Below are 26,450 nucleotides of genomic sequence, written 5' to 3'. Positions count from 1 at the left end.
CCGAGGCGGATCTGCGGGCCGAGTCCGGCGCCTGCCCGGCGGTCGAGGCGTCGCCGGGGTCGGGACCCGACAGCGGCGGTGCTGCGCACCTCGGAGCGGCCGAGGTCCGCCGCCGCCGGGCGGCGGCCCGCCCCTCGGCGGCCGGGGCTCGTCCGGTCGCCGAGGAGGACGCGAAGGCCGCCGGGGACGGCCAGAGGCCAGGCACCACCGGATCAGGCCGCGAGCCGCACCGGCAGCCGCTCCACGCCTCGGATGAGCGTGCTGTGGCGCCACTGCAGCGCCTCGGGCTCGCCTGCCAGGCTCAGGTCCGGGAATCGAGCGAGCAGCCTGCCGAAGGCGATCTCGCCTTCCAGCCTCGCCAACGCCGCACCGAGGCAGTAGTGGATTCCGTGTCCGAATGCGAGGTGACTCTCGGGCTTCCTGGTGATGTCGAACCGATCGGGGTCGTCGAAACGGCTCGCGTCGCGGTTCGCCGACAGCAGTGAGACGAGCACCGGCTCCCCGGCCGCCACCGAGGCACCGTGCAGAGTCAGGTCCGTGGTGGCCCAGCGCAGCGTCGCGAGATGGATGGGCCCGTCGAAACGCAGGAACTCCTCGACCGCACCCGGGAGCAGGCCGGGGTCGGCCGTCAGGGCGGCGAGCTGCTCGGGATGCCGTAGCAGGGCGAGCACGCCGTTGCTGATCAGGCTCACGGTCGTCTCGTGTCCCGCCAACAGCAGGACGAAGACCATGCTCACCAGTTCCTGCTCGGAGAGTCGGTCGTCGTCGTCCCTGGCCTGGATCAGCGCGGTGAGCAGGTCGTCGCCGGGATCGTCTCGCTTGGTCGCGATGAGTCGCATCAGGTACGCGGCCATGCTCGCCGACACGGGACCGGCCTCGGCGGAGTCGACGTCGAGCAGGTACTTGGACCACTGGCGGAAGTCGTCACGATCCTCGTCGGGAACCCCGAGGAACTCGCAGATGACCGTCATCGGCAGCGGAAAGGCGAACGCGTCGAGCAGGTCCACCTCGGTGTGGTTCGCCATCTCGTCCAGCAGCTCGTCGGCGATCTGCTCGATACGCGGACGCAGCGCCTCGACCCGACGGGAGGTGAAGGCCTTGGTCACGAGCTTGCGCAGTCTGGTGTGCTCAGGGGGGTCCACCGTGATCAGGTTGGCCGCCAGGTCGTCGGAGAAGTCGTCGTCGAGCTGCTGGAGTCCCTGCTCGGCCATCCCGCCGGCGGGCGGTGCCTTCTGGAGCGCCGGGTCGGCCAGCGCGGCACGAGCCTCGTCATAACGGGTGATGACCCAGGCCTTCATCCCATCGGGCATCTGCATCTTCCGTACCGGACCGTCGGCACGGAGTACGCGGTAAGCCTGATGCGGGTCGCTCAGCACCACCTTCTCGAAATCATCGATCTGCTCAGTAGACGACGGCGACAGGGACATGAACACTCCACGGCGGGGGAATCGGCGCAATTCCGGACGACTCCAGTGAACATGCGTAACAGAGTGCCGAGAAACAAGCCTTGAGCCGAACGGGCGGCGACGTACCTGGTGAGCGAGGCCGGACATTCCTCGGCATCCACCGGATCGAAGTCATTCAGGTCGGCATTCGCTGCCCGATCACACCGGGGATTCGGGTGACGATCAGGCAGCCTCCGCTCCCTCGCAACGGGTGGCCCGGCGAGCCGACGGGATGACGCCGCTACGCCGAGACCCATCCAGACCGGCCGAACGAGCGACGAGCAGGCGGACCTCCGGCGAACGACGTGCCCCGAGCACGAGAGCCGCAGCGCGACCGCGCTCGGACTCGCGCTCGGAGAAGGTTCCGCCTGATCGACCAGCCCGGCGCCACCGCCGAACCGCTCCACGACGCCCGAACACCGCCGCCCGGGCGAGGGCTGCCCTCGCCGCAGCCCGTGGCGTCGCGGATCAGGCGGGTGCTCGGGATCGGCGACGAGACCTCCGACGGCTCCTTCCGACCGGGCTGCGCTTCACGCACACCGCCTCGGGCTCGGGCCGCCGATCCCGGCGAACGCCGAGCAGGCGGCCCGCCCACAGCGGCGGCACTCGCACGCCGCGCAGCGGCCCGGGCCGCACCTCGGTCGAGCAGGTCGTCCCCGACTCCCGCACCGACGGGCCGGGTGCCCGCCGGTTCAGGCGGTGAGCCGCACCGGCAGCGTCTCCAGCCCGCGGATCAGCGTGCTGTAGCGCCAACTCAGCGTCTCCGGCTCACCCGCAAGGCTCAGCTCGGGGAAGCGGGCGAGCAGCCTGCCGAAGGCGATCTCGCCCTCCATCCTGGCGAGCGGTGCGCCGAGGCAGAAGTGGATTCCGTGTCCGAACGCGAGGTGGCCCCCCGGAGTCCTGGTGACGTCGAGCCGGTCGGGCTCCTCGAAGCGACTCGGGTCCCGGTTGGCCGACAGCAGCGACACCAGCACCGGGTCCCCTGCCGACACCTGCGCCCCGTACAAGGTCATGTCGGCGGAGGCCCAACGCATCGTCGCGAGATGGACGGGTCCGTCGAAACGCAGAAACTCCTCGACCGCACCAGGGAGCAGGCCGGGGTCGGCCTTCAGAGCGGCCAGCTGGTCGGGGTGGCGCAGCAGCGCGTGCACGCCGTTGCCGATCAGGTTGACGGTCGTCTCGTGCCCCGCGACCAGCAGGACGAAGACCATGCCCACCAGCTCGCGCTCGGAGAGCCGGTCCTCGTCGTCCTTGGCCTGGATCAACGCGGTCAACAGGTCGTCGGCGGGTGCCTCCCGCTTGGCCGCGATGAGCCTCATCAGGTAGGCCGCCATGCTCGCGGACGCGGGAGCGGTCTCCGGCGAGTCGACGTCGAGTAGCAGGTTCGACCACTGGCGGAAGTCGTCGCGGTCCTCGTCGGGAACCCCGAGGAACTCGCAGATGACCGTCATCGGCAGCGGAAAGGCGAAGGCATCGAGCAGGTCCAGCTCGGTGTGGCCCTCCATCTCGTCGAGCAGATCGTCGGCGATCTGCTCGATACGCGGGCGCAGCGCCGCGACCCGACGAGAGGTGAACGCCTTGGTGACCAGCTTGCGCAGCCTGGTGTGCTCGGGCTGATCCGCCTGCAGCAGGTTGGCGCTGAGTTCCTGACTGAAGTACTCGTCCTCGGTGAACCGTCCGCTCGCGATGGCGGGCGGCGACTTCTGCAATGCGGGGTCGGCCAACGCGGCACGAGCCTCGTCATAGCGGGTCACGATCCAGGCCGCCTCCCGTTCCGGGATCACCATCCGCCGAACCGGGCCCTCGATGCGTAATTCCCGGTAAGCGGGGTGCGGATCCCCCAGCACCACCTTCTCGAAATCCTCGGTCTGCTCAGCGGACGAAGGCACTCCGGTCATGGACTCTCCACAGGATGAGAACTGGCGCAATACCTGACAACTCCAGTAAACACACGTAACGGAGTGACCCAGGGCACACCAGACGGTGCGATGATCGCGATGTGCCTGCTGAACCCGACTGCACACCATTCGACCTACCGTCGACATTCACCTGATCGGACTAACGCGGCCTGCCATTCGCGGCCCGATCACCCCCGATCCCCACGACGATCGGGCAATCAGCGCGCACTCGCCACTCCGGTGGGTGAACCTGCCGAGACGCCCCGGTGACCGCTGCACCGCCGCCACGCCGCCGAGACCGGCCGAACGAGCAAAAACAAGAACAAACTTCCCCGGTTGATCGGCTTGGCCCGCCGCCGGGCATGAGAGCATCGGCGCTGCCGCGACTTCGGGCTCGCTCTCCGGGAGGTCTCGACGTGATCGACCAGCCCAGCACCACCGCCCAGCCGCTCGACGACTGGGGATCGCTCTTCCCCGAGGGGAGGGCGGGCCGCACCCTGTCGATGCCGCTGCCCCCCGGGCGGCTGATCCTGCCGGACGAGAGCTTCGCGCGGACCGTGGCGTCGCGGACCAGGCCCGCACTCTGGCTCGGCGATGACGCCGCCGACGGCGCACTCTGGGCCCGGCTGCGCACCGAACACGCCGTCTCGGGACTGTGGCCGCTGATCCTGGAGACCGCCGAGCACGGCGGCCTGCCCTGGGAGACCGGGGAACTGGCCCCCGAGACGGTCGCCGACGTCGACCGTCACGACGCGGCACGGGTCATGGCCGACATCTGGGCCGATTGGCTGGAGCCCTCCGGCAGCACCGACACCGGACATCTCACGCCCTTCGACTCGACCTTCCCCGGCCTGGCGACGGCGGGGACGTCCCCGCGCACCGCAGAAGAGGTCGCCGACTGGTACGCCGACCTGACGGCGTCGGACTCCGGACGGCTCGGGCTGGTCGCCGCGCCGCGCAGCGCCGACGCCCTGGCGGTCATCGGCTGGATGGGCCCCACCAACCACTCGGATCGCACCGCGCCGATGGCCGCGATCGTCCGCAGCTGGGAGGACCGGTTCGGCGCCCGCGTCGTCCGCATCGGATTCGACACCCTCGACCTGAGCATCGCGGCCCCGCCCACCACGCAGGAGCACGCCGAGCACGTCGCCGCCGAGCACTGGACCTTCTGCCCGGACAACATCGACCAGGGCCCCGGCACCCTCCGCGACTACGCGGAGGACATTCTCGGAAAAAACTCTTGGTCCTTCTGGTGGGATTGAGCCGTGTCACCGAAGACGCCGGTGATCCGGTGAGTTGCCTCGGGGCGACGGCGGCCTGCGTGGTGGTCGCCGGCGAACTCGGCTGAGCGCCGCACGATCCCACGCCACGGCTGTGGCAGCGCGGGGAAGGCGGCACGGGGAAGTGCGGCACCGTGCCGATGCACCCGCATCGTGGAATAGCTCGACGCGACCCCGTCCGATCCCTCGACGAGGACGACCAGGACCGTCCTCGTCGGCGCGTCGGCGGTGTCCGGCCCTGCTGCCGGAAGCGGGTCACCAGGGGATGTGCTCACCCTCCCAACGGGTGAAGGTCCCGGTCGGGCCCGTCGGGCCGAGACGGGCGACGCGCATCACCTCGCGGGAGGCGTCCTCGACCGACTCCGTCCCCTCGAAGTTGACCAACGCAGTGTTCGCGAACCCCGGCGAGACGAGGTTGACCTTGATGTCGGTCGATGCCAACTCGACCATCATGGACAGCGTCACGGCGTTGAGCGCCGTCTTCGACGCGGCGTAGATCGGCTCGAAGCCCGCGTGGAACGCGAAGATCGGGTCTGCAACGGTCGTCATCGAGCCCAGCGCGCTCGTCACGTTCACGATGCGCGCGTCCGACGACCGGCGAAGCAGCGGCAGCATGGCCTGGTACACCGCCAGCGGGCCGAAGACGTTCACCTCCCAGACAGCCCGCACCTCGTCGAGCGGGGCGATGCTCGCCTTCGCCATGGCACGGAACTCGGCCAGGTCGACGGCGGTGCGGGTGGCGATGGCGGCGTTGTTGACGAGGAGGTCGAGCCGACCGGCCTCCGCGCGAATCCGCTCGGCGGCCGAGGCGATCGACGCCGCGTCGGTCACGTCGAGCGCGAGCGCGGTGGCGCCGTCGCCGATCTCGGCGGCCGCCGCCTCGCCTCGGACGAGATCACGGGACCCGACGAACACGGCGACCCCGTCCGAGACCAGCTCTTTCGCGACCTGCTTTCCCATGCCCTGGTTGGCTCCGGTGACGAGCGCGATGCGGTTCGTGGGCACGAGGGGCACTCCCTTGTCTTGATGTCTTCAGGTGGATGCTGCCGATGACTGCGGTGGACGAGCGCTCGTGCCGCCCGGCACGGGTCGCGCTCTACGACGACTGTGCTGGACCGCCCGCAGGCCGGGAAGACTCCCGCACGCCTGGTACTGGGAGGGCCAGTCCACCGGGCGGCCGGCGGCAGAATGGTGTCCATGTCGACGGGGAACAGGGCGGACTTCGGGAAGTACCTGCGTGGTCGGCGGGCCATGATGGCGCCGCCAGCCCAGCGGGCCGTCGGGCGGGCGTCGCGCAGGCAGGTACCGGGGCTGCGACGGCAGGAGCTGGCCGAGGCCGCCGGGATCTCCGTCGAGTACTACACCCGCCTCGAGCAGGGGCGAGCGCAGCGTCCCTCACGGGAGATCCTCACCGCGCTGGCACGGGCCCTCGGCCTCACGGCCGCCGAGCGGGATCACCTGTTCCGGCTCGCGGGCGAGCTGCCGCCCGAGCCGCTCGCCCCGGACAGCGAGATCCGACCGGGGCTCCGCCGACTGCTGCGCGGCCTGGACGACACCGTCCCCGTCACCGTCCACGACGGGCGCCTGAACGTGCTGGCGCGCAATGCCGCCGCCACCGAACTCCTCGGCCCGATCCCCAGCGTGGGTCGGTACCGGCGCAACATCATCCACCAGGGCTTCACCGCCGAGGCTCGCCACGTCCTCGGCGACAAGGGAGCCCACCAGTACGGCCGGTGGGCTGCGGCGGAGCTTCGCTCGGCGCTGGGCCGGTACCCGGACGACGAGCACCTCCGATCCCTGCTCGCGGAACTCTCCGCGACGAGTGCCACCTTCCGAAACCACTGGGCGCAAGGCGAGGTCGGGGCCCGGCGGTCCGCCGTGAAACAGGTGCGCCACCCGACCCGAGGATGGCTCACCTTCCAGAGCGAGATGCTGCACGACGCCGAGCGGGACCATTGGATCGTGATCTACGCGCCCGCCGGGTGAGGCGGGAATCCGGTCCGTCCGATCGGATGAGCAACGATCGGACCCGGCCGCCGAGCCGGTCCGGTCCACAGCGGAATCCCGCCGAGCAGCCGACGGATCAACAACCCTGCGTCATCGGCCCCGGCCGACCGGGTAGCGTGCGCAACCGTGGTAGCGCCGGACCCCGTGGACCTTCGCCTGCTCGCCGTGGTCGCGGAGGCGGGCCGTACCTCCGTGACCGATCTGGCGAACCACCTCGGCATGGACGTCAGAGAGGTGGCCGCGCGACTGGCGGCGTTGTCGGTCAGCGGCCTGCCCCTGATCGTCGGCGTGGAATGCGATCCACAGGGCATTCGCGGCGCGTTGGCCGCGATCGGCTACTGGGGAGGATCGCCCCAGCAGCAGGCCCCGCCGATGCCCGGCACCCCGAGCGGTGCCTATCCGATGCACGGCGGCCCGAGCGGCCCGTATCCCCCGGCCGCGGTGAGCGGACCGTACCCGCAGGGCACCCCCAGCGGGGTCTACCCGCAGGCCGCCCAGAGCGGGCCCTATCCGATGCAGCAGGCGACACCCAGCGGCGCCTACCCGATGCACGGCGCCCAGTCCGGACCACACCACGGGCAGCAGTTCGCTCCGCAGCAACCAGCGGCACACCCGCACGCCGCCCCGCAGCAGCCCAGCCCGCCGAGTACGCCCTTCCCGCTGCCCGGTCAGGTCGCGGGCCCGCCCAGCACGCCGTTCCCCGCCCAGGGCGGGCAGGACCCGATGAGCACCTGGGGACCGCCGCAGTCTGCCTCGTGGGCCAGGGGCGATCAGCCCACCAACGTGCTCGCCCAGCCCGGCCCCGCGACCAGCGTCCGCCGTACCGGCGAGGTGGGCAGTGCCCTGGACATCCAGGGGTTGGAGGGCGAGCAGCTCCGCATCCAGCTCCTGGAAGTGGTGGACCCGGCGAACTTCCTCTTCGAGGCGGCGGGATACCGGCTCCAGGAGGGTGAGCGGGCGGTGGTCGTGCACACCGAGTTGACCAACCGAGGGCAGATCCCGTTCGCCTCCCTGCCGGACCTCTACCTGATGCTGGTCAGTGAGGACGGCCAGGAGATCGGCAAGGCGCCGGTGTCCCTGTCCTCTCGGCCGCCGTATCGGATCGGCGTGCAGCCCGGCGAGACGGCGGGCGGGCACACCGTCTACGTGCTGCCAGAGTCGACCCGGCTTGCCTCGGTGCGCTGGACGCCCCAGCAGGGCGAGGACCGGCTCAGTCTGACGTGGACGGTCGAGGACTGACCTCGGCGCTCGACCGGGTGCCCTCCTGGTGCAGCGGCAGGACGCGGGGCGGTGCCTCGGCATCGTCTCGGCGGGTGCACCTCGCGGCAGACGGGGTCGATCTCCTCGCGGCTCCGCCCCGGTCCGGGCAGGCCCGGCGCTGCCAGACACTCCCCGTGCGGGCCCGCCGCCGCCAGGCCGGTCGCCGTCAGGCCGTCTGCTGCCAGGCCGGTCGCCGATGGGCCCGCCGCGTGCCGACCGCCGCGCGACGTCCCGCGCCGGGACGTCGGGGCATACGTCCCGGCGACGACCGAGTGCGCAGGGGGCCCGCGTCCGTCACCGCTGCACGGCCCCCGCGTCGACGGCGGCTCCCGCTCCGGCGGTAGCGCCGTGCGTCCCGCCGCCGTCCGCCGCGCTGCCGCCATCCGCAGGCCCGCCGTCCCGCGTCACCCCGCCGTCCTGCGTCGCAGTACCGCCCAGACACGGCCGGAGCAGCTCGGGAGTCGCCGAGCGGGCGAACCGCAGCGCCTCCGGCGAGCCGAGATCGACGGCGGCGTAAAGCCCGTACCCGGCGGCCGTGGTGGCGCCGACGGTCATCAGACCGAGCCGACGTTGCAAGACCGACTGCCGGATGGTCCAGCCGATCACGGCCTCCCGACGCAGGACGGCCGTCGTGCGAGTCAGCCCGCTCCTGGTGACGAGATGGTCGCCGACCAGTGCGTGACCGAGTGATCGATAGGTCACGACGGCACACAGCAGCCCGATCGGCAGTACGCCGAGCCCCGCCTGCCAGGCCCAGTCGGGAATCACGGGCACGGTCGCGCCGAGCCAGGCGAGGAGCCCGGCCACCAGCGCCGTCACGACCACGGCCCAGCCTGCCCGGCGACGCAGCGCGGCCCTCGGATGCCGGATCGGCCGCGTCGCGAAGGGACGGTCGTCGCCCAGCACGGCGCCTGCCACCCGGCGGGCCTCGGCCACCGGGACTCGCGGCAGGATGGCCGCGGCGGCGTTCTCCGAGGTGCTGCCCTCGGACAGCCCGGTGGAGATCACGGTCGTGTCCGCAGTGCGCAACCACCGCAGGAACAACGGCTCTGAGATCTCGACACCGCGAAGGCGCCGATCGTCCCGGTTGATCTCGCGAGTCTTGAACAGGCCCTGCGAGGTGTGCAGCACCGTGCTCTGCGCCCCGGGGACCCGGCTGAGTCGGAACCGCCAGTTCTCGGCGAAGAAGTTGACCGTCAACGCGATCGAGCCGAGGACGCCCGCCGCCACGATGCCGAGCAGGACAAGAGTGACGACCGGCAGGTTCAGGCCGTCGACGAAGGTCACCACGTCGCCGGTCAGGTCGAGCCCGAAAGACACCGACAGCCAGTGCGCCCCCCAGAGCAGGCCCGCCGCCGCGACGAAGCCCCAGACACTGAACACGTTGTGGACGAGCCACTGCGGCCGGAATGACGACAGCAGCGTCTCGGGGCCTGCGGAGTCGGCGGCCTGCGCGCCGAGCGGCACGCCGTCACCGGGCTCCGCATCGAGCCTCGGCGGCGATGTCGCCGGGACGGCGTCCGCCGGGCCGGGCCCCGTCTCCCCGGCAGCGTCCGCAGCCCGCTCGCGGGTGCCCACGCCCGTCAGCTCGCGCCGGAGCGCCTCGGCCTCCGCCCGCGAGACCGCGTCGAGCACCAGTTCGGCCTCCCCGGCTGCGGCCTGGGCACCGGCCCGGACGTCGACCACGCGCAGGCCGAAGACTCGATGTCGCAGCTTCGCGGTCGTGTCGATGCTGCGAATCCGGTCGCGGCGCACCGAACGGTAGGTGCGCACCAGGAGACCGGAGCGGTACTCGACCCGCTCGTCGGTGATCCGGTAGCGGGTCTTCACCCAGCGCAGCAGGTCGGCGAGGGCGGAGCCGACGCCGACGACGCCGAGGATCGCGGTCGGCCAGATCGCCGACTCGTCGATCACGACGTCGAACACCACCGTCGCCAGCACGAACGGGACGAGGGAGAGCACCATCATCAGCAGGTCGATCCAGACCATGCGGAGGTCGAGTCTGCGCCAGGGAACGTCGTCGCCCGGCACGGCGGCCGCCGCCCGGGACTCGGCCGCCGGGTCGCCTGCGAGTTCGTCGGCCTGAGTCGGCGTGGTCACGTCGCGTCTCCCGGAGTCGCCTGGGTGATCCTGGTCAGGTCGGTGGTCAGGTCGGCCGCGATCCGATGATCGAGCCCGACGAGGTAGATCGCGCCGTGGGCGGACGCGGTGGTCACCGTGACGGTGGCCAGGCCGAACACCTGTTGCAGCGGGCCCCGCACCGTGTCGACGGTCTGGATTCGCGAGATCGGCGCCACCCGCCATTCGCGGACGAACCAGCCCGTCCGCACGTAGACCGCCTCCTCGGTCGCCTCCCAGCGATGGACCGCGTACCGCCAGGCGGGGACGACGGCCAGGTAGGCGACGCCGAGCACCGAGGCCCCGATCAGGACCGGGCCCACCCAGGGCCGGGCGGGCTCGGCCAGCAGGTAGGCGGCGACGAGCGCGCCGACGATCACCGCCACGGCCAGGACGCCGCGCATCAGCCACCAGCCGACGGCCCGGCGTTCGATTCGGTGGCGAGGCGGTTGAAGCCAGAGCTCGTCCCGGTTGGACGGCGGTACGGGGGTCGCACCGAGTCCGTTCGGCACGGACAGGTCGGTCACGTCGTCTCCTCAGGCTGCGGACGTCGGACGGCGAGCACGAAGATCGTGGCCAGCTCGTCGGCGTAGGCGTCCACGTCGGTGTCGGGTCGGGAGTACAGCTCTTGTGGGACGGCCTCCAGGGCGGCGCCCAGCGTCAGTGCCAGCACGCGAACCGAGAAGTCGCGGAACTCGCCGTCCCGTTGCCCCTCGCTGAGCAGCTCGGCGACGCCCGAGGCAAGGTCCTCACGATCGGACGAGGACGGCCCCCGACTCTGCTCGCTCCGCGCCGCCACGGCGATCTCGCGCAGCGCATACATCGGGGCGCGGTTGTCCGCGCAGAAGCGGACGAACCCGGTGATCAGGCCTCGGAGCGCGCCCTGGTAGTCCTCGGCCGCCTCCATCCGCTCGGTGAGCACGCGACCCATTCCGTCGTTCACGCTGCGGACGACGTGCGCGATCAGATCGTCTCGACCGGCGAAGTGATACGAGATGAGTCCGGTGCTGATCCCGGCGTGTGCGGCGATGCGGGCGAGAGAGGCCTTGGCCAAGCCGAGCTCGGCGATGGTCTCGATCGCCGCGCGGAGGATCTGCTCCCGCCGCGCTCGTTCGATGAAGGAGCGGGATTCCTGATCGTCCCCCTCAATTCCTGACTGCATGACCAAAAATCTAGCATCGTGTTCAGTTTTTAACCGAATCTCCTGGTCAGGGCGATGCTGCGGCTGTCAGGTTCCCTCGGACTGTCGAAGCACCCGCTGATGATGATGGTGGTGTGCTGTCGCTCCGGACGTCCTGGGCAGGCTCGTGACGCCGGGTCCGCCGTCCCCCGCCTCGCCCGCTCGCTCGCGTCGCCGTCTCCGCTGCCGGGCGCCCCGGCAGCGGAGGTCCTCAGACACGCGAGCGCGATCATGCGCCCAGGGCACGATCCATCCGCCCACGGCGCAGATCCGTCGGCGGCGCTCGGCGCGGCGACGCGGCGGACCCGCTCGATGTCGCGCGAGTCGGCGGCGGTCGCGAGCCCGTCGCAGGGCGTCTGCGGCATCCAGACTCACCGGGCACGACGGGGCTGGTGTCGGGGCAGGACGCCATGCGGCTCCGATCGGCCGCTGACGAGTCGCCGCCCGAGGTCGCCGACCCGAGGCGGCGTGCGAGGTCGCGAGGTCCCCCGGTCAGCCGCGTATCGGTCCGCCCATCCGTACGGCAGGCGGCTCGGCGCAGGCATCAGCGATCGAATGGGCTCCGGACGAACAAGCCGGGAGGCGCGGCGCCGCCACGACGATCGGTCGGGGTCGGGGCGGGCAGTCGGCACGGCCGCGCCGCGAGCCACCCGACCAGCCCCGGCGACTGGCAGATCGAGAAGCGACCGTCACGGTGGCACGCAGCCGGTCATGGGCGCCCGGTCCGCCGTCACCTCCCGACCGGCCCCGCCTGCGAGGGCGGCGCCGAGCAGCGGCACGGCCGCCGACGGTGTTCGGCTACCGATCCGCTCCGGGGTGGCGACACGGTGGTCACGTGCTCATGAGCACGCCGCCGTGATGGGCGGTCCGTAGAGACTCCGCCGTCGCCTGCGAGCCGCGAACCGACGGCGCGGACCGGCTCCGCACCAGACACGGGGTCGATCAGCGCGGATCACGGAGTCGAGCATCGATCAGGAGGCGGCCGGGCAGCAGGCTCGCTCTGGTGATCTCGCGCAGGCCGGGCCGGTCACCACACGACCGGAGCGGCGGGCGGGCGGACTGCCACCCACGGACCGAGCCCCGCCGCCGTCGAAGCACGAGACGACCCCGCCGAGACCGCGTGCTGCCGCCCTGCTCCCGTGGAGTCGCGAACGGGCTCAGTCCTCGCGCCGGTTGCCGAACATCCGGCCGACCCACGAGCCGCCCGCGCCGTCCGGAACCTGCTCCTCAGGCGGCTCGTTCCGGTTGCGCGCCAGCGTGGGCCAGTCCCGCTCCACCCGCCCGTCGTCGAACGGGTCCGCCCCGCCGATGACCGCCGGTGCGGCGTGTCCGACGTCGTCGATCAGCCCTGACGCACCCGCATCGTCGAGAACGGGACCGCCGAGCGCCGCGCCGTTGCCCGCACCGCCGAGCGGAAGCGGCGTTCCCATCGGCGGCGTGACCGGCTCGGCCCGCGCGGCCCCACGATCGGACGCCTGCCCCGAGGCGTCCCAGCCCGCGCCGTACTGCTGCGCGCCGTGTCGCAGATCCTCGGGGTGCGCTGCGGCGGAGGGCGCCGCCTGTTGCTGCGCACCGGGCCCGCCTGCGGGCAGCCGGATGCCCATCGGCGGGGTCACGGGTTCGACCCGCCCCCGGTCCGCCCTGCCGAACTCGTCTCTGTCCTGCACGAGGCCTCCCAGCGCTCCCAGACCATGCATCACGATGTTATTACGCGCCGATGACCTCTGTTCGCGAAACGCGAGATCCCACGGCGGCGCAATGGGCGCGGCGTCAGCTCTGCTCTCGCAAGCGATCCAGGGCAGCGGCCAGGTCCGCCGGGTACTCGCTCTCGAACTCGACGTACCGCCCGTCGGCCGGATGCTCGAAGCCGAGACGCCGGGCATGCAGCCACTGCCGGGTCAGGTTCAGTTCCTTGGCCAGGCTCGGATCGGCGCCGTAGGTCAGGTCGCCGACACACGGGTGTCGCAGGGCGGAGAAGTGCACCCGGATCTGGTGGGTACGCCCCGTCTCCAACCGCACCTCGGCCAGCGAGGCATGGCGGAAGGCCTCCACCACCTCGTAATGGGTCACGCTGGGCCTGCCCTCGGCGATGACGGCGAACTTGTAGTCGTGCCGAGGATGCCGATCGATGGGCGCGTCGATGGTCCCCCGGATCGGGTCCGGATGTCCCTGGACGACGGCATGGTAGATCTTGTCCACCGTGCGTTCCTTGAACGCCCGCTTGAGCGAGGAGTAGGCGGTCTCGCTCTTGGCGACCACCATCACCCCCGTGGTGCCCACGTCGAGCCGGTGGACGACGCCCTGCCGCTCGGCGGCACCCGAGGTCGCGACCCGCAGCCCCATGGCGGCGAGCCCGGCCACCACCGTCGGCCCCGTCCAGCCGGGGCTGGGATGCACCGCGACGCCGACGGGCTTGTCCACCACCGCGATGTCGTCGTCCTGGTAGATCACCCGGAGGCCGTCGACCTCCTTGGGCTCGATGACCTGCGGGTGCGCCGGGCCGGGAAGCACGACCTCCAGTCGACTCCCCGCGATCAGCCGATCGCTCTTGCCCGCCGGGCTGCCGTCCACGAGCACGTCGCCCGCCTCGGCCATCGCCACGATCGCCGTCCGGGAGAGGCCGAGCAGCTTGGCCAGCCCGGCGTCCACCCGAAGGCCGTCCAGGCCGTCCGGCACCGGAAGGGTGCGCTGCTCGCTCATGCGGAATCCTCCTGTCGGGTCCGATCGGACCCGGTCGCCACCGAGTGATCGGTGGAGTCGGCGCCCGCGTCACGCGGGGTCGCCTGCGCCGCGTCCTTCGCGGACTTCTTCTCGTTCTTGATCGTCGTGCCGTCGTAGTCCTTGCCGAGGAAGGCGAGCAGCACCAGCAGCACACCCCCGCTGACCAGCGAGGAGTCCGCGACGTTGAACACCGGCCACACACTGCCGTCCGGCGCGAACAGCGACAGGAAGTCCACCACGTGTCCCTCCAGCGGCCCCGGCGCGCGGAAGAGACGGTCGACGAGGTTGCCGAGCGCGCCGCCGAGCACCAGGCCGAGCCCGATGCCCCAGCCGACCGAGCGCAGCCGAGGGGCGATCCACAGGATGCCGATCACGACGCCGATCGCAATGAGGGTCAGCAGCCAGGTCATCCCGGTGGCCATCGAGAAGGCCGCACCGGGATTGCGGAAGAGGACCAGGTAGAGGCCTCCACCGAAGAGCTCGACCGGCGGACGGTGCTCCAGGGTGGCGACGGCGACGACCTTGGTGACGATGTCGAGCGCGAGGACGAGCAGGGCGGCGAGTGCGAGCAGCCCCACCCGTCTACGCGGCAGCGACGCCTCGGCCTGCCCCGGCGAGCCTGCGGCCTCGGCGGGCGCGGAGTCCTCGACGCCCTCGGAGCCTGTCGGGCTGGCTGCTGCGGCCCGGCGCACGTCGGCACCCCGCGCGGACGGCTCGGCGCGGGACGGGTCACGCGCCCCGTCGACGGGGTCGGAGTCGGGATGCTCGGTGTTCACTCGGCCATTGTCCCGCACGAAGACAGGGCGACCGACCCGACGCACAGCGACGGACCTCACCCACGGCGTTCGGCCCGGCTGCACCGTCGAGGCGGGTCGCCGTCCCGCGAGAAGCCCGGACGACTCGCGGGCAGCCCCGGACCCGACACGCGGACGTCGGGCGTGCCGAGCCCTTGCACCCGGAACACCGCGGGCGAGGCCATGTCCCGGGAGAACGGCCAGTCGACCGCCACGCCGAGGCCGACCAGTGCCCTGGCCAGGAAGGTGCCGTGCGTGCCGACGACGATCCTCGACTCGGGATGCCGTGCGACGAGGTCGACCAGCGCGGCCGAGGCCCGAGCGGTCAGCTCGACGAGGCTCTCGCCGCCGGGCCTTCGGTGCTTCGGATCGGCCCAGCTCGCCGCGTAGTGCCGGGCGTAATCCGGCGTCGGAGCGAGTCCGGAATCCCACTCACGCAGGTCGGTGCGGGTCAGGACGGGCAGGCCAAGTTCGGCCGCCGACGGTGCCACCGTCTGGACGGCACGCCGATAAGGGCTGGCGTAGACGACGTCGGGCGGCGGCAAGCACAGCTCGGCCACCAACCCGGCCGCCTGGGCCAGTCCCCCGTCGCTCAGGGGCCGCACCGACTCGGCCGGACCGCCCGGCCGGGGCGGGATCGACTCCGCATGGCGCACGAGCACCACTTCAGCGCCCATCCGCGTCCCCTCGGCTCGACGTGATCAGCGAATCCGTGCGGACCGGCCCGCCCGGCACCCCGAAGAACCCGCCGGCCGCTCCGCCCGGCGGCGGATCACACCGCCGGGCGGAGCGGCCGTCAGTTCGACTCGGCCGCCATCGCAGCCGGGCGCCGCCCGGCAGTGCCTCTCAGGCCCTGGTGACGGCGACGGCGATCTCCGCGCCCTCGCCGACCGTGCCCGCGAAGCCGCCGTCGACCGGGCCGAAGACGACCCGCACGGCGAGCGTCTCCTGGGCGAGGAAGCCCTCCCTCGGCCGCAGCGAGTCGACGACCTCGGCCCCGGCCTGAACCGTCAGCTCGATGCGGTCGGACACGTCGAAGTCCGCGTCCCGGCGGGCCTGCTGCACCACCCGGACCACGTCCTTGGCCAGTCCCTCGGCCGCCAGCTCCTCGGTCACCTCGGTGTCGAGCACCACCACGCCCGTACCGCCGGGCAGCGCCGAGGTCGCCGACGGGTCGGCGGCCACCAGCCGCTCCTCGAACTCGCCGGGCAGCAGCCGGACGCCCGCCGCCGAGACGGTGCCGTCGGACTCCTGAGTCCATTCGCCCGCCTTGACCGCGCGGATCACCTGCTGCACGGCCTTGCCGAGCCTCGGTCCGGCGGCCCTGGCGTTGACCACGACCTCGAACCGACCGTAGGCGGACACCTCCGTGGTCAGCTCGACGTTCTTGACGTTGACCTCGTCCCGGATCAGTCCGGTGAAGGGTTCCAGGGCCGCCGCGTCCGGCGCCGCCACCACGAGCGTGCGCAGCGGCAGCCGGACCCGCAGCCTGGCGGCCTTGCGCAGCGCGGAGGTGGTGGAGCAGACCTGCCGCACCCGGTCCATCGCGATGACCAGGGCCGGGTCGGCGGGCAGCTCGTCCACCAGCGGCCAGTCGGCCAGGTGCACCGACCTGCCCCCGGTCAGGCCGCGCCACACCGCCTCCGTGGTCAGCGGCAGCAGCGGGGCCGCGACCCGGCAGACGACCTCCAACACGGTGTGCAGAGTGTCCACCGCCGCCTGTTCGCCCGCCCAGAACCGCTCACGGGAGCGTCGGACGTACCAGTTGGTCAGCACCTCCAGGAAGTCCTCGATCAGCGAGCAGGCGCCCGGCAGGTCGTGCACGTCGAACGCGGCGCCCACGTCGACGACCAGCTCATGCGTCTTGGCCAGCACGTACCGGTCCAGGACATGGGTGGAGACGGTCCGTCCCGTCCGCTCGGTGAAGTCGGGATCGGTCTGCGAGGCCCCCTCGAGCGACTCCGCATTGGCGTAGAGCGCGAGGAAGTACCACGAGTTCCACAGCGGCAGAACCGACTGTCGGACCGCGTCGCGCACCCCGCGCTCGGTGACGATGAGGTTGCCGCCGCGCAGGATCGGGCTGGCCATCAGGAACCAGCGCATCGCGTCCGAGCCGTCCCGCTGGAACACCTCGTCGACGGCCGGATAGTTGCGCAGCGACTTCGACATCTTCTGGCCGTCGTCGCCGAGCACGATGCCGTGTGCGGCGACGTTGCGGAACGCAGGCCGGTCGAACAGGGCGGTGGCCAGCACGTGCAGCGTGTAGAACCACCCCCTGGTCTGGCCGTTGTACTCCACGATGAAGTCACCGGGGTAGTGGTGCTCGAACCACTCCCGGTTCTCGAAGGGATAGTGCACCTGGGCGAAGGGCATCGAGCCCGACTCGAACCAGCAGTCCAGCACCTCGGGGACCCGGCGCATGGTGGAGCGCCCGGACGGGTCGTCCGGGTTAGGCCTGGTCAGCCGGTCGATGTACGGCCGGTGCAGGTCCTCCGGGCGCACGCCGAAGTCCCGCTCCAGCTCGTCGAGAGAGCCGTACACGTCGACCCTCGGGTAGGCCGGATCGTCGGAGGTCCACACCGGGATCGGCGAACCCCAGTAGCGGTTCCGCGAGATCGACCAGTCCCTGGCGCCCTCCAACCACTTGCCGAACTGCCCGTCCCTGATCTGGCTCGGCACCCAGTCGATCTGCTGGTTCAGCTCGACCATCCGCTCCCGGAACCGGGTCACGGCGACGAACCAGGAGGAGACCGCACGCTGGATCAGCGGGTTACGGCACCGCCAGCAGTGCGGGTAGGGGTGGTCATAGGTCTCGTGGCGCACCAGGAGCCCGGCCGCCTTGAGGTCGCGGATGATCTCCTTGTTCGCCTCGAAGACCTGCTGCCCCTCGTACGGCGGGACCTCGCTGGTGAACCGCCCCCGCGAGTCGACCGGCACGACCGGGTCGATGCCCGCCGCGTCGGTCACCGCCTTGTCCTCCTCACCGAAGGCCGGGGCGATGTGCACGATCCCGGTGCCGTCCTCGGTGGTGACGTAGTCGGCGGCCAGGATGCGGTGCGCGTTCTCCCAGCCCGCGAAGAAGTCGAAGGGCGGCGAGTACCGACGACCGAGCAGGTCGGCGCCCGTACAGCGCGCCACGATCCGCTCGGCGGCGTCCTCGCCCAGCTCCCTGGCGTAGTGCGCCAGCCGGGCCTCGGCGAGGAGATAACGCTCGCCCTCGTGCTCGACGGTCACGTACTCGACGTCCGGGTGGACGGCCATGGCGAGGTTGCTGGGCAGGGTCCACGGCGTCGTCGTCCAGATCAGGGCCCGCTCCCCGGTCTCCAGCCGCATCGCGACGGTGACCGCCGGGTCCTGCCGGTCCCGGTAGACGTCGTCCATCTTCGTCTCGGTATTGGACAGCGGCGTCTCGCAGCGCCAGCAGTACCAGAGGACCCGGAAGCCCTCGTAGACCAGGCCCTTGTCCCAGAGCGACTTGAAGGCCCACATGACGCTTTCCATGTAGTCCAGGTCGAGGGTCTTGTAGTCGTCGTCGAAGTCCACCCAGCGGGCCTGGCGCGTGACGTAGTCGCGCCACTGGTCGGTATAGCGCAGGACCGAGGTGCGGCAGGCGTCGTTGAAGACGTCGACGCCCATGGCCTCGATCTGGGACTTGTGGTCGATCCCGAGCTGTCGTTCGGCCTCCACCTCGGCGGGCAGGCCGTGGCAGTCCCAGCCGAAGCGGCGTTCGACACGCCTGCCTCGCATGGTCTGGTACCGGGGGACGACGTCCTTGACGTAGCCGGTGAGCAGGTGCCCGTAGTGCGGAAGACCGTTGGCGAAGGGGGGGCCGTCGTAGAAGACGAACTCGTTGGAGCCGTTCTCTCCGGAGGGGCGGGCTTGCACGCTCGCCGCGAAGGTGTCGTCGGCCGACCAGTAGGACAGCACCGCGTTCTCCAGCTCGGGGAAGAACGGCTGCGCGGGCACGCCTGCGGTGTCCGGACCGGTGAGACGGACCTTGGGGTAGGCCATCGGAGATACTCCTCGCAGGGTGGTGGCGGTCGTCGCGGAGGCCCGCCGTTCGCGGACTCCCTCCGGGGACGACGTGTCGCCTTCGACACCCCGCGGTACCACCCCGCTTGCCGACGCACCCCGCAGCAGCGCGGACGTCGACCTCTCATTCAGGGCTGTGACGGGCCCGCCCGGCCGGCTCTACTGCGGGCCGTCTCGGCCCGGTTCTTCCGGCGGCTCCCCGGTGATGGCCGGATCAAAGCCTGTTACGCACAGATTAGCGCCGAGGTCGAATCCTTTTCGCCCGACCCGGCGCCCGGAGGGGCGCTCCGACGCCCGGCCGCCGCCGGGCCGGTCGGGCCGCCTTCGCTGCACCGCTGCAGGGCCCGTCGAAGCGGCCCGGTCGACCGGGCCGAGACAGACGGCACCGCCCCAGCGGAGTCCGCTGGGGCGGTCGACGGTTCTCGACGCCGATCCCGACCGACGTCGCCGGTCGGCCTCGGTGCTCAGCCCGCCTCGGCGGTGCGACCGCCGAAGCTGTATCCCGTCTGGTGACTCGATCGGGTGGACTCGGCGGACGGGACGGCGCTGCCCCGGTCCTCCAGCTCACGGAGCTGCGAGTCCAACATCGTCTTGAGCCTGGTGCGGTACTCGCGTTCGAAGGTGCGCAGCACCTCGATCTCCTTCTCCAGGCTGTTCTTCTCCTGGGTGATCCCCGCGAGGATCTCGGAGTGCTTGCGCTGCGCGTCGCGTTCGAGGGTGGCGGCCTTCTCCCTGGACTGGCGCTCCACGGTCTCGGAGCGGGTCCTGGCGTCGCCCAGCATGGTCTCGGCTCGCGTACGAGCCTCGTTCACCATGCCGTCGGACTTGGTCCGCGCGTCGGAGAGCAGCTGCTCGGACTTCGTCCTCGCCTCCGACAGCATCCCGTCGGCCTCGGCCTTCGCCTCCCCGGTGAGGCGGTCGGCCATCTCCTGCGCCAGTCCGAGGACCTTGGCGGCCTGGACGTGGTGGTCGCCCCCCGGCGCGGTCTGCTCCACCAGCGACGGCGGCGGCACCGGCGAGAGCCTGCGCGGCTCCTCCACCGGCCTGCTCGCCGCGACGGGTGCGGCCGCGGCTCCTGCTCGGGCGTCCTCCAGGTCAGCGCGCGCGTTGTCGAGCTGCTGATCCAGCTGCTCGATCTGGTTGCGCAGTTCGTTGTTCTCCTCGATCAGTCTTGCGAGTTCGCCTTCAACCAGGTCGAGGAATGCGTCCACCTCGTCCTCGTTGTAGCCCCGCTTGCCAATCGGTGGCTTGCTGAACGCGACGTTGTGCACGTCGGCGGGCGTCAACGGCATGGCTAGATCACCTCACGCACTCCTCGACAGCGGAACCCCGGAGCTCCCCGCTGCCCGGTCTGCCCGTGTCGTCTTGTTCAAGTCGGGATCACCAGTCGCATCAGGATGAAGACGACCAGCAGTAGAACCATAATCGACAGGTCTAGTCCGACCCCGCCGATCCGAACTGTCGGGATCACGCGTCGCAGCGCGCGAACCGGCGGGTCGGTCACTGTGTAGATGGTCTCAAGCGCGACCGCAACCCCCCCGGCCGGACGCCAGTCCCTGGCGAACGACCGAACCAGCTCCACCACGATACGCGCCATCAAGAGCAGCCAGAAGAAGAAGAGCGCGTAGTACGCGATGATCCGGAAGAGTTCCACACCCCAACTCTGCCATCATCTGCCGTCAGCCGAACAGACCGCCCTCGGCGATCCGCCGCCGCTGCTCCGCCGTGACGTCCACATCGGCGGGTGAGAGCAGGAAGACCTTGCTCGTCACCTTGTCGATGTCCCCCCGAAGAGCGAACGCCAGCCCAGCGGCGAAGTCGACGAGACGACGGGCGTCGGCGTCGGTCATCTCGGTCAGGTTGATGATCACCGGGGTGCCCTCGCGGTAGTGCTCCCCGATGGTCCTGGCCTCGATGTAAGTCTTGGGGTGCAGCGTCGTGATCCGACCCGCGGCCGCCCCTGCCGCGCCGGAGACGACGGACTCCGCCGCAGGTCGCAGTCGGGTGACCGAGTCACGCTGCGAGTCGACCGCCAGTGCTCCGCGCGTGGCGGGCTGGGGCGACCAGGAGCTCCGGGTCCTCGACCTGCTCTGAACAGCCTCGACGGCGTCATCGTCCTCGTCGAAGTCGACCGGCCGGTATCCACCGCGCAGCGCGGTGGCACGCCGCGACCGAGCCCCCACCCGGTCGGGGTAGGACTCGTACTCGTCGGCCTCGTAACCTGCCTCGTCGTAGTCGTCCATGTCCTCGGCGGGGACCATGCCGAAGTAGGCCTTCAGCTTCTGTAGTGCGCTCATCGACAGCCCTTCCCCGCATCCGGACTGGCTGACCTGGCCAACGTCCCGACGCCTGTCCCGACGACGGTGTCACCCGCCGTCTGCCTCCCCACAACGCCCGTACTCACGCTATCGGCCTGGTACCCAGAAGCGCCGTTCCGACACGCACACTCGTGGAGCCCGCCGCAATCGCCCGTTCGAGGTCATTACTCATCCCCGCCGAGATCTCCACCGCATGCGGATGATCACGTCGCAGCAGGTCGGATACCGTGTGCAAGGTCTCGAAGGAGCGCTCAGAGTCTCCTCCCAGCGGGGCGACAGCCATCACCCCAATGAGTCGTAATTCACCTGAATGGTCGATCATTTCTGCGATCTGCGCCACCTCTTTCGGGGGACAACCGCCTCTCCCCGGCGCCCCGTCGAGGCTGACCTGCACCAACGCATCGAGACGAGACTCACGTTCGCCCGCCTCGCGCGCCGCCGCCGAGGCCCGCGCCAACGCCTCGACGAGTCGGGGGCTGTCGACCGACTCGACGACGTCGGCCCATCTGGCCACCGACCTCGCCTTGTTCCGCTGCACCTGCCCCACCATGTGCCAGCGAATCGGCAGTTCCGGCCGCAGCCCGGCGACCTCGGCGGCCTTGGGCGCCGCGTCCTGATCACGGTTCTCCCCGAACTCGGTGAGTCCGAGATCACCGAGCAGGGCGGCATCCGAAGCCGGAAAAGTCTTGGTGACGGCGAGCAGCCGGACCGCGTCGAGCGGTCGGCCTGCGGTCAGGCAGGCCGCGGCGATGCGCTCACGCACCGCTGCCAGCCGCCCGGACAGGAACTCGCGGCGCTCGCTTTCGCCGGTAAAGTCCTGTTCACTCACGAGGCAGGCTCCAGCCAGATCGCCGCGCCGAATCGCCCAGTGGTCGATTCCCTGCGGTGACTGAACAGTTCCGGCGACTCCACGGTGCACCGAGGATCGACACCGAGCCGCGCGATCCCGGCGTCGGTGAGCTGCCTGCGAAGCCCTGCCCGCAGATCCAGCCCCGGCCTGCCCTGCCGGGTCCGCGATGCCGAACCGGGCAGGTGAGCCTCGACGTCGGCACGCATCGCGGCGGGCACCTCGTAGCACTTCCCGCAGATCGACGGGCCCAACAACGCCTCCACCCGATCGACGCTGGCGCCCACCTCGGTCATCGCCCGCAGCGCGGCGGTCACGACACCGACCCGGCTGCCGACCCGCCCGGCGTGCACCGCCGAGACGACGCCCGCCACCGGATCCGCGAGCAGCACCGGCACGCAGTCGGCGACCAGTGCGACCAGTGCCAGTCCCGGTCTCGTGGTGACCAGTGCGTCGGTCGCCTCCACCGGCGCGGGGGTCGCACCGTCCACGATCGCCGTGCTCCGGCCGTGGACCTGCTCCATCCAGGCCAGGCCGTTCGGCGTCGCCGGGAGTTCGGCGGCGAGCCGCCGTCGATTGGCCTCGACCGAGGCCGGGTCGTCGCCGACGTGGTCACCGAGGTTGAACGAGTCGTACGGGGCCGAGGACACGCCACCATCCCGCGTGGTGATCACTCGCCGAACGCGCACCCGTAACCCCTCCTCCGCCGAAGAGTCTGCCGTGCCCCGCGCCGCTCCCCGCCGACGCGACGGAGGGACTGCGAAGCCAGGTGCCTTCTCGAGCACCGGGCATCCCCACCAAGGGCGATCCTAGAGCCGGGTGGGCCGCGCCTCCGAAGCCGGGCACGCCCCGCGACCGAGTCGTGACGCGATCGAGCCCGCGACACGATCAGTTCGTGTCACGGGCTCGGCGGACGACCGTGCGGTTCAGCGTCGCATGAAGGGCGGGATGTCGACCTCGTCGTCCTCGCCGTCGTCGGACACCGGCAGGGACCGACCGGGCAGGCCGCCCGGCCGAGGCGTCCCCGGCAGCGTCGAGCGGGAGCCGTCATAGCCGCCCAGATCACGACCGGGCTGCTGCCCAGCGGAGTCCAGCCCGCCGAAACGGCCGCCATGCATCGGCGGCGGCATCGTCGGCCGGGGCCCCATCGGGTCGGACTGCCGTGACACCGCAGGCGTGACGGGGTTGGAGTTCATCGAAGGCTGGTGATGGTGCACGGGCGCCGCGCGTTCTGGAACGTGTTCCTGCTCCGTCGGCGGCGGTTCTCCCGATCCCGGCGGGCGACCCGAGGTCGCCGACGCCAGGGGAGCCCGCGAGCTGACCGGTGCCGGTTCCAGCTTCTTGTGCGTCGGCCCGCCGCTGTCGAAGCCCGCCGCGATCACCGTCACCCTGACCTCGTCGCCGAGTGAGTCGTCGATCACCGTACCGAAGATGATGTTCGCCTCGGGGTGCGCGGACTCCTGGACGAGCGAGGCCGACTCGTTGATCTCGAACAGGCCCAGGTCGGAGCCGCCCGCGATGGAGAGCAGCACGCCGTGCGCACCGTCCATCGACGCCTCGAGCAATGGCGAGTTGATCGCCTTCTGCGCGGCCTGCACGGCTCTGCCCTCGCCTCTGGCCGAGCCGATGCCCATCAAGGCACTGCCCGCCCCGGACATGACGCTCTTCACGTCGGCGAAGTCGAGGTTGATCAGACCCGGCGTGGTGATCAGGTCGGTGATGCCCTGCACACCGGAGAGCAGGACCTCGTCGGCCGAGCGGAAGGCGTCCATGAGGCTGACGCCGATGTCACCGAGCTGGAGGAGTCGGTCGTTGGGGATGACGATCAGGGTGTCGCACTCGTTGCGCAGCTCCTGAATGCCGTCCTCGGCCTGCTTCCCCCGCCGCTTGCCCTCGAAGGAGAACGGTCGGGTGACCACGCCGATGGTCAGTGCGCCGAGCTTGCGAGCGATCGAGGCGACGACCGGCGCGCCGCCGGTTCCGGTGCCACCGCCCTCTCCCGCCGTGACGAACACCATGTCGGCGCCCTTGAGGACCTCCTCGATCTCCTCCCGGTGGTCCTCGGCGGCCCGGTGTCCGACCTCGGGATTGGCTCCCGCCCCGAGACCGCGCGTGAGTTCGCGGCCGATGTCGAGCTTGACGTCCGCATCGGACATCAACAGCGCCTGGGCATCGGTGTTGACCGCGATGAACTCAACACCCTTGAGCCCGACCTCGATCATGCGGTTGACTGCGTTGACTCCGCCGCCACCGATGCCGACGACCTTTATCACCGCGAGATAGTTGTGCGGGGGCGTCATCGGATCCGCCTTCCTGATCGTGGCTCGTGCTCGGGCTGTCGTGCCTGCGCCTGCACGTCCAGGCCGCCTGCCCTGGACCGACAGAGGTCGACCTCCGCGATGAGGCCGGAGGCCCGTCGACCCCGGTACTTCCGCTGCGGACGTTAGGCACCGTAGCGCCCCCGGTCCAGCAGCCACGCCGGGCGCCGGTGATGTGAGACATCACCCGCGCGGGATCGGTCCCCTGCGGATGATCACCAGAACATCCAAGCGGTCGCCCGAGTCTGATGCAAGCCTGCCAGACGAACGGCCCCGATGCGCGCCACACCGTCGTTCTGATCGGAGAACGGGCGTCGCCGACGAGACCGAGGGCAGGCGCAGCCGACGGCGAGTCCGCCGCGCACCAGCGGACCGGTGGGTGTGCGACCTGATCGAGTCGGACGCACCACTGTGGAGGACTACTCGGTGGGGGATCACCCGCCGGAGGATCACTCGGCGGAGCATCACCCTGTGGCGGATCGCGGGTCGGTTCAGTGGTGCCCGTGCCCGAACTCGTCCTCCGCGGGCGGCTCCACCAGGTCTCGATAACGGTCGAAGGCCGCGCTGTGATCCCGGCCGCTCGGCCGGACCGGGCTGCCGTCGGCGCGACCGGCGGGCGGGACGGGAAGCCCGGCCCCGGCCGCGGCGAGTATCGCCGCACCCACCGCGGAGGCGCTGCGCAGTTCCACAGGAGACAGCTCCACGTCCAGCACATCGGCCACCAGCGCACGAAACCGGTCGTCCCGGATGCCGCCACCGGCGAGGCGGATCACGTCCGGCAGCGGCTCAGGGAGGGCGCTCGCGGCATCGCGGATGGCGAAGGCGACGCCCTCGACGGCGGCCCGCAGGATCGTCCGCCGGTCGTGGCCGAGCCGCAGACCGGTGAACGTCGAGGCCAGCGTCGGGTCCATCCTCGGGGTGCGCTCGCCGGTGAGGTACGGCACGAAGGTCACCCCGTCGGCGCCGGGTTCGCCCTCGGCCGCCGCCGCGTACACCTCGGACCAGTCGGCGCCGAGCAGGGACCGGACCCAGTCCAGTGCCAGTCCGGCGTTCTGCACCGCCGCCATCCGATACCAGCCCTGCGGCCGCGCCGTCCGGTAGAGATGGACGAGCGGCTGCGGTGCGGCGCTCGGATCGTCGGTGAGCGAGACGAGTTGGGCACCGCTGCCGATGGTGAGCTGGACCTCACCGGGTCTGAGACCGGTGGCCAGCAGCGCGGCCGGGGTGTCGGCCGCGCCGAACACCACCGGAATGCCCGCAGGCAGCCCCAGTTCGGCAGCCTCGGCGGGCCGCAGCGCCCCGGCGGTCGCCTCGGAGTGCCCTACCGGCGGCAGCAGCCGAGACGGCAGGCCCATGGCCTCGACGGCGCGCTCCGACCAGGTGTCCGCCGCGACGTCCCACAGCAGCGTCGCCGATGCATCGCTCGGATCGGTGCCGACCGCGCCGGTCAGCCGCAGCCGCAGCCAGTCCTTGGGCAGCAGCAGCCGATCGGCCGTCGCGCAGTGCTCGGGTTCGTGCTCGGCCACCCAGCTCAGCAGCGGACCGGTCATGCCGGGGGTGATCGGGTTGGCCAGTCTGCCGCGCAGCACCGTCGGCAACTCGCCCCACTCCTCGGACTGGGCCAGGGCCCGCCGGTCCGGCCAGAGCAGCGCGGGCCGGACCGGATCGCCGTGTCGATCCACCAGGACGAGCCCGTGCATCTGCCCGGTCACGCCCACTCCCCGGACGGCGACCGCAGAGCGCGTGCCGCAGCGGGCCACCGCCTGTCCGACGGCGTGCACGACGGCGATCCACCAGTCCCTCGGATCAGCCTCGGCCCAGCCTGCCCGTGCGCTGTGCAGGGGGCAGTCGGCGGAGCCCTCGCTGAGGATCTCGCCCGATGCCGCCAGGAGCACGGTCTTGACCCCGCTCGTCCCCAGGTCGATGCCCAACAGCGCCTCGGTCGTCACCGGGACAGCCTCTCATCAACCCCCAGGCCGGGGCACGAACGCCGACCCGTGTCCCCGGCCCTCGGCCGCGCCCCGGACCGGCGTCCGGCAGGGTCCCGCGTAAGGCCGGGTTCGATGTGCCGCCGGGTTCGACTGGACATGCGGAGTCCGCGCGGGCGGCGCGCCTGGTACGAGTCCGCGCGCGTCGATCCCGGACCGGACGGGCCCCACCGCCTGCCGCAGCTCCTGCTCGGACAGCCGATCGTCGGCGGAGGCCCCGTCCTGCCCGGTGTCGGCCACCACC

21 protein-coding genes are annotated in these 26,450 nt (G+C 71.3%); 3 read left to right on the top strand and 18 right to left on the bottom strand.

Translation table 11 applies throughout. The features are described from left to right. Positions 1 to 212: 212 nt before the first annotated feature. Entirely contained in the window at positions 213 to 1,427 is a 1,215-nt protein-coding gene (locus tag UA74_RS09875; protein ID WP_075743620.1) for a cytochrome P450 family protein, read from the bottom strand. 710 nt (positions 1,428 to 2,137) lie between these two features. Further along, positions 2,138 to 3,343, bottom strand: a complete 1,206-nt coding sequence (locus UA74_RS09870) for a cytochrome P450 family protein (RefSeq protein WP_075739979.1) — start codon at positions 3,341 to 3,343, stop codon at positions 2,138 to 2,140. 416 nt (positions 3,344 to 3,759) lie between these two features. Here UA74_RS09870 and UA74_RS09865 point away from each other — a divergent pair, with 416 nt between their 5' ends. Continuing rightward, positions 3,760 to 4,605 (top strand): DUF4253 domain-containing protein, encoded by an 846-nt coding sequence (locus UA74_RS09865; protein WP_232237702.1) that lies wholly within the window; start codon positions 3,760 to 3,762, stop codon positions 4,603 to 4,605. A 273-nt stretch (positions 4,606 to 4,878) separates the two neighbouring features. Here UA74_RS09865 and UA74_RS09860 read toward each other — a convergent pair whose 3' ends face one another. Continuing rightward, on the bottom strand, positions 4,879 to 5,628 hold the full coding sequence (locus UA74_RS09860) for an SDR family NAD(P)-dependent oxidoreductase (protein WP_075743618.1): 750 nt from the start codon (positions 5,626 to 5,628) through the stop codon (positions 4,879 to 4,881). A 192-nt stretch (positions 5,629 to 5,820) separates the two neighbouring features. On the opposite strand from UA74_RS09860, the gene UA74_RS09855 reads away from it, so the two are divergent. Continuing rightward, entirely contained in the window at positions 5,821 to 6,609 is a 789-nt protein-coding gene (locus tag UA74_RS09855; protein ID WP_083683996.1) for a helix-turn-helix domain-containing protein, read from the top strand. Positions 6,610 to 6,756: 147 nt separating this feature from the next. Next, the gene (locus tag UA74_RS09850; protein ID WP_157434087.1) at positions 6,757 to 7,869 is read left to right on the top strand and encodes an AsnC family transcriptional regulator; all 1,113 of its coding nucleotides are present in this window, start codon (positions 6,757 to 6,759) and stop codon (positions 7,867 to 7,869) included. Positions 7,870 to 8,184: 315 nt separating this feature from the next. Here the strand turns inward: UA74_RS09850 and UA74_RS09845 are convergent, their stop codons facing one another. The 15 genes from UA74_RS09845 to xylB form a co-directional block, all read right to left on the bottom strand. Continuing rightward, positions 8,185 to 9,990: a PH domain-containing protein gene (locus tag UA74_RS09845; protein WP_075764244.1), complete on the bottom strand. Its 1,806-nt coding sequence runs from the start codon at positions 9,988 to 9,990 to the stop codon at positions 8,185 to 8,187. Beyond that, a complete protein-coding gene (locus UA74_RS09840) occupies positions 9,987 to 10,412 on the bottom strand; it encodes a PH domain-containing protein (RefSeq protein WP_083683992.1) in 426 nt (141 codons plus the stop codon). Before UA74_RS09840 ends, UA74_RS09845 begins: the two co-directional genes overlap by 4 nt. 119 nt (positions 10,413 to 10,531) lie before the next feature. Then, positions 10,532 to 11,170, bottom strand: coding sequence for a TetR/AcrR family transcriptional regulator (locus UA74_RS09835; protein WP_075739977.1), 639 nt, complete (start codon positions 11,168 to 11,170; stop codon positions 10,532 to 10,534). Between the two features lie 1,175 nt (positions 11,171 to 12,345). Further along, positions 12,346 to 12,855, bottom strand: a complete 510-nt coding sequence (locus UA74_RS09825) for a hypothetical protein (protein ID WP_157434086.1) — start codon at positions 12,853 to 12,855, stop codon at positions 12,346 to 12,348. Positions 12,856 to 12,958: 103 nt separating this feature from the next. Then, positions 12,959 to 13,888: an RluA family pseudouridine synthase gene (locus UA74_RS09820; RefSeq protein WP_075739974.1), complete on the bottom strand. Its 930-nt coding sequence runs from the start codon at positions 13,886 to 13,888 to the stop codon at positions 12,959 to 12,961. Then, a complete protein-coding gene (lspA, locus tag UA74_RS09815; RefSeq protein ID WP_404799970.1) occupies positions 13,885 to 14,685 on the bottom strand; it encodes a signal peptidase II in 801 nt (266 codons plus the stop codon). Before lspA ends, UA74_RS09820 begins: the two co-directional genes overlap by 4 nt. A 56-nt stretch (positions 14,686 to 14,741) precedes the next feature. Next, a complete protein-coding gene (locus UA74_RS09810) occupies positions 14,742 to 15,380 on the bottom strand; it encodes a histidine phosphatase family protein (protein WP_075739973.1) in 639 nt (212 codons plus the stop codon). A gap of 169 nt (positions 15,381 to 15,549) precedes the next feature. Beyond that, the gene (ileS, locus tag UA74_RS09805; RefSeq protein ID WP_075739972.1) at positions 15,550 to 18,714 is read right to left on the bottom strand and encodes an isoleucine--tRNA ligase; all 3,165 of its coding nucleotides are present in this window, start codon (positions 18,712 to 18,714) and stop codon (positions 15,550 to 15,552) included. Positions 18,715 to 19,199: 485 nt separating this feature from the next. Further along, complete coding sequence (gene wag31 / locus UA74_RS09800) at positions 19,200 to 20,027, bottom strand: DivIVA-like cell division protein Wag31 (protein ID WP_075739971.1); 828 nt, start codon at positions 20,025 to 20,027, stop codon at positions 19,200 to 19,202. 77 nt (positions 20,028 to 20,104) lie between these two features. Continuing rightward, on the bottom strand, positions 20,105 to 20,389 hold the full coding sequence (locus UA74_RS09795) for a YggT family protein (protein WP_075739970.1): 285 nt from the start codon (positions 20,387 to 20,389) through the stop codon (positions 20,105 to 20,107). Between the two features lie 25 nt (positions 20,390 to 20,414). Beyond that, positions 20,415 to 21,032 (bottom strand): cell division protein SepF, encoded by a 618-nt coding sequence (locus UA74_RS09790; RefSeq protein ID WP_075739969.1) that lies wholly within the window; start codon positions 21,030 to 21,032, stop codon positions 20,415 to 20,417. Positions 21,033 to 21,135: 103 nt separating this feature from the next. Then, on the bottom strand, positions 21,136 to 21,882 hold the full coding sequence (locus UA74_RS09785; RefSeq protein ID WP_075739968.1) for a YggS family pyridoxal phosphate-dependent enzyme: 747 nt from the start codon (positions 21,880 to 21,882) through the stop codon (positions 21,136 to 21,138). After that, positions 21,879 to 22,589, bottom strand: coding sequence for a peptidoglycan editing factor PgeF (gene pgeF / locus UA74_RS09780; RefSeq protein ID WP_075739967.1), 711 nt, complete (start codon positions 22,587 to 22,589; stop codon positions 21,879 to 21,881). Before pgeF ends, UA74_RS09785 begins: the two co-directional genes overlap by 4 nt. Positions 22,590 to 22,826: 237 nt before the next feature. After that, positions 22,827 to 24,200 (bottom strand): cell division protein FtsZ, encoded by a 1,374-nt coding sequence (ftsZ, locus tag UA74_RS09775; protein WP_075739966.1) that lies wholly within the window; start codon positions 24,198 to 24,200, stop codon positions 22,827 to 22,829. Between the two features lie 509 nt (positions 24,201 to 24,709). Continuing rightward, on the bottom strand, positions 24,710 to 26,167 hold the full coding sequence (gene xylB / locus UA74_RS09770) for a xylulokinase (RefSeq protein ID WP_083683069.1): 1,458 nt from the start codon (positions 26,165 to 26,167) through the stop codon (positions 24,710 to 24,712). Positions 26,168 to 26,450: the final 283 nt, after the last annotated feature.

Origin of the sequence: Actinoalloteichus fjordicus, assembly GCF_001941625.1 — a bacterium.
GTDB classification, from domain to species: Bacteria; Actinomycetota; Actinomycetes; order Mycobacteriales; family Pseudonocardiaceae; genus Actinoalloteichus_A; species Actinoalloteichus_A fjordicus.
Note: the sequence above shows the minus strand (reverse complement) of the source record. Positions and strands in the feature narration are given on the sequence as shown.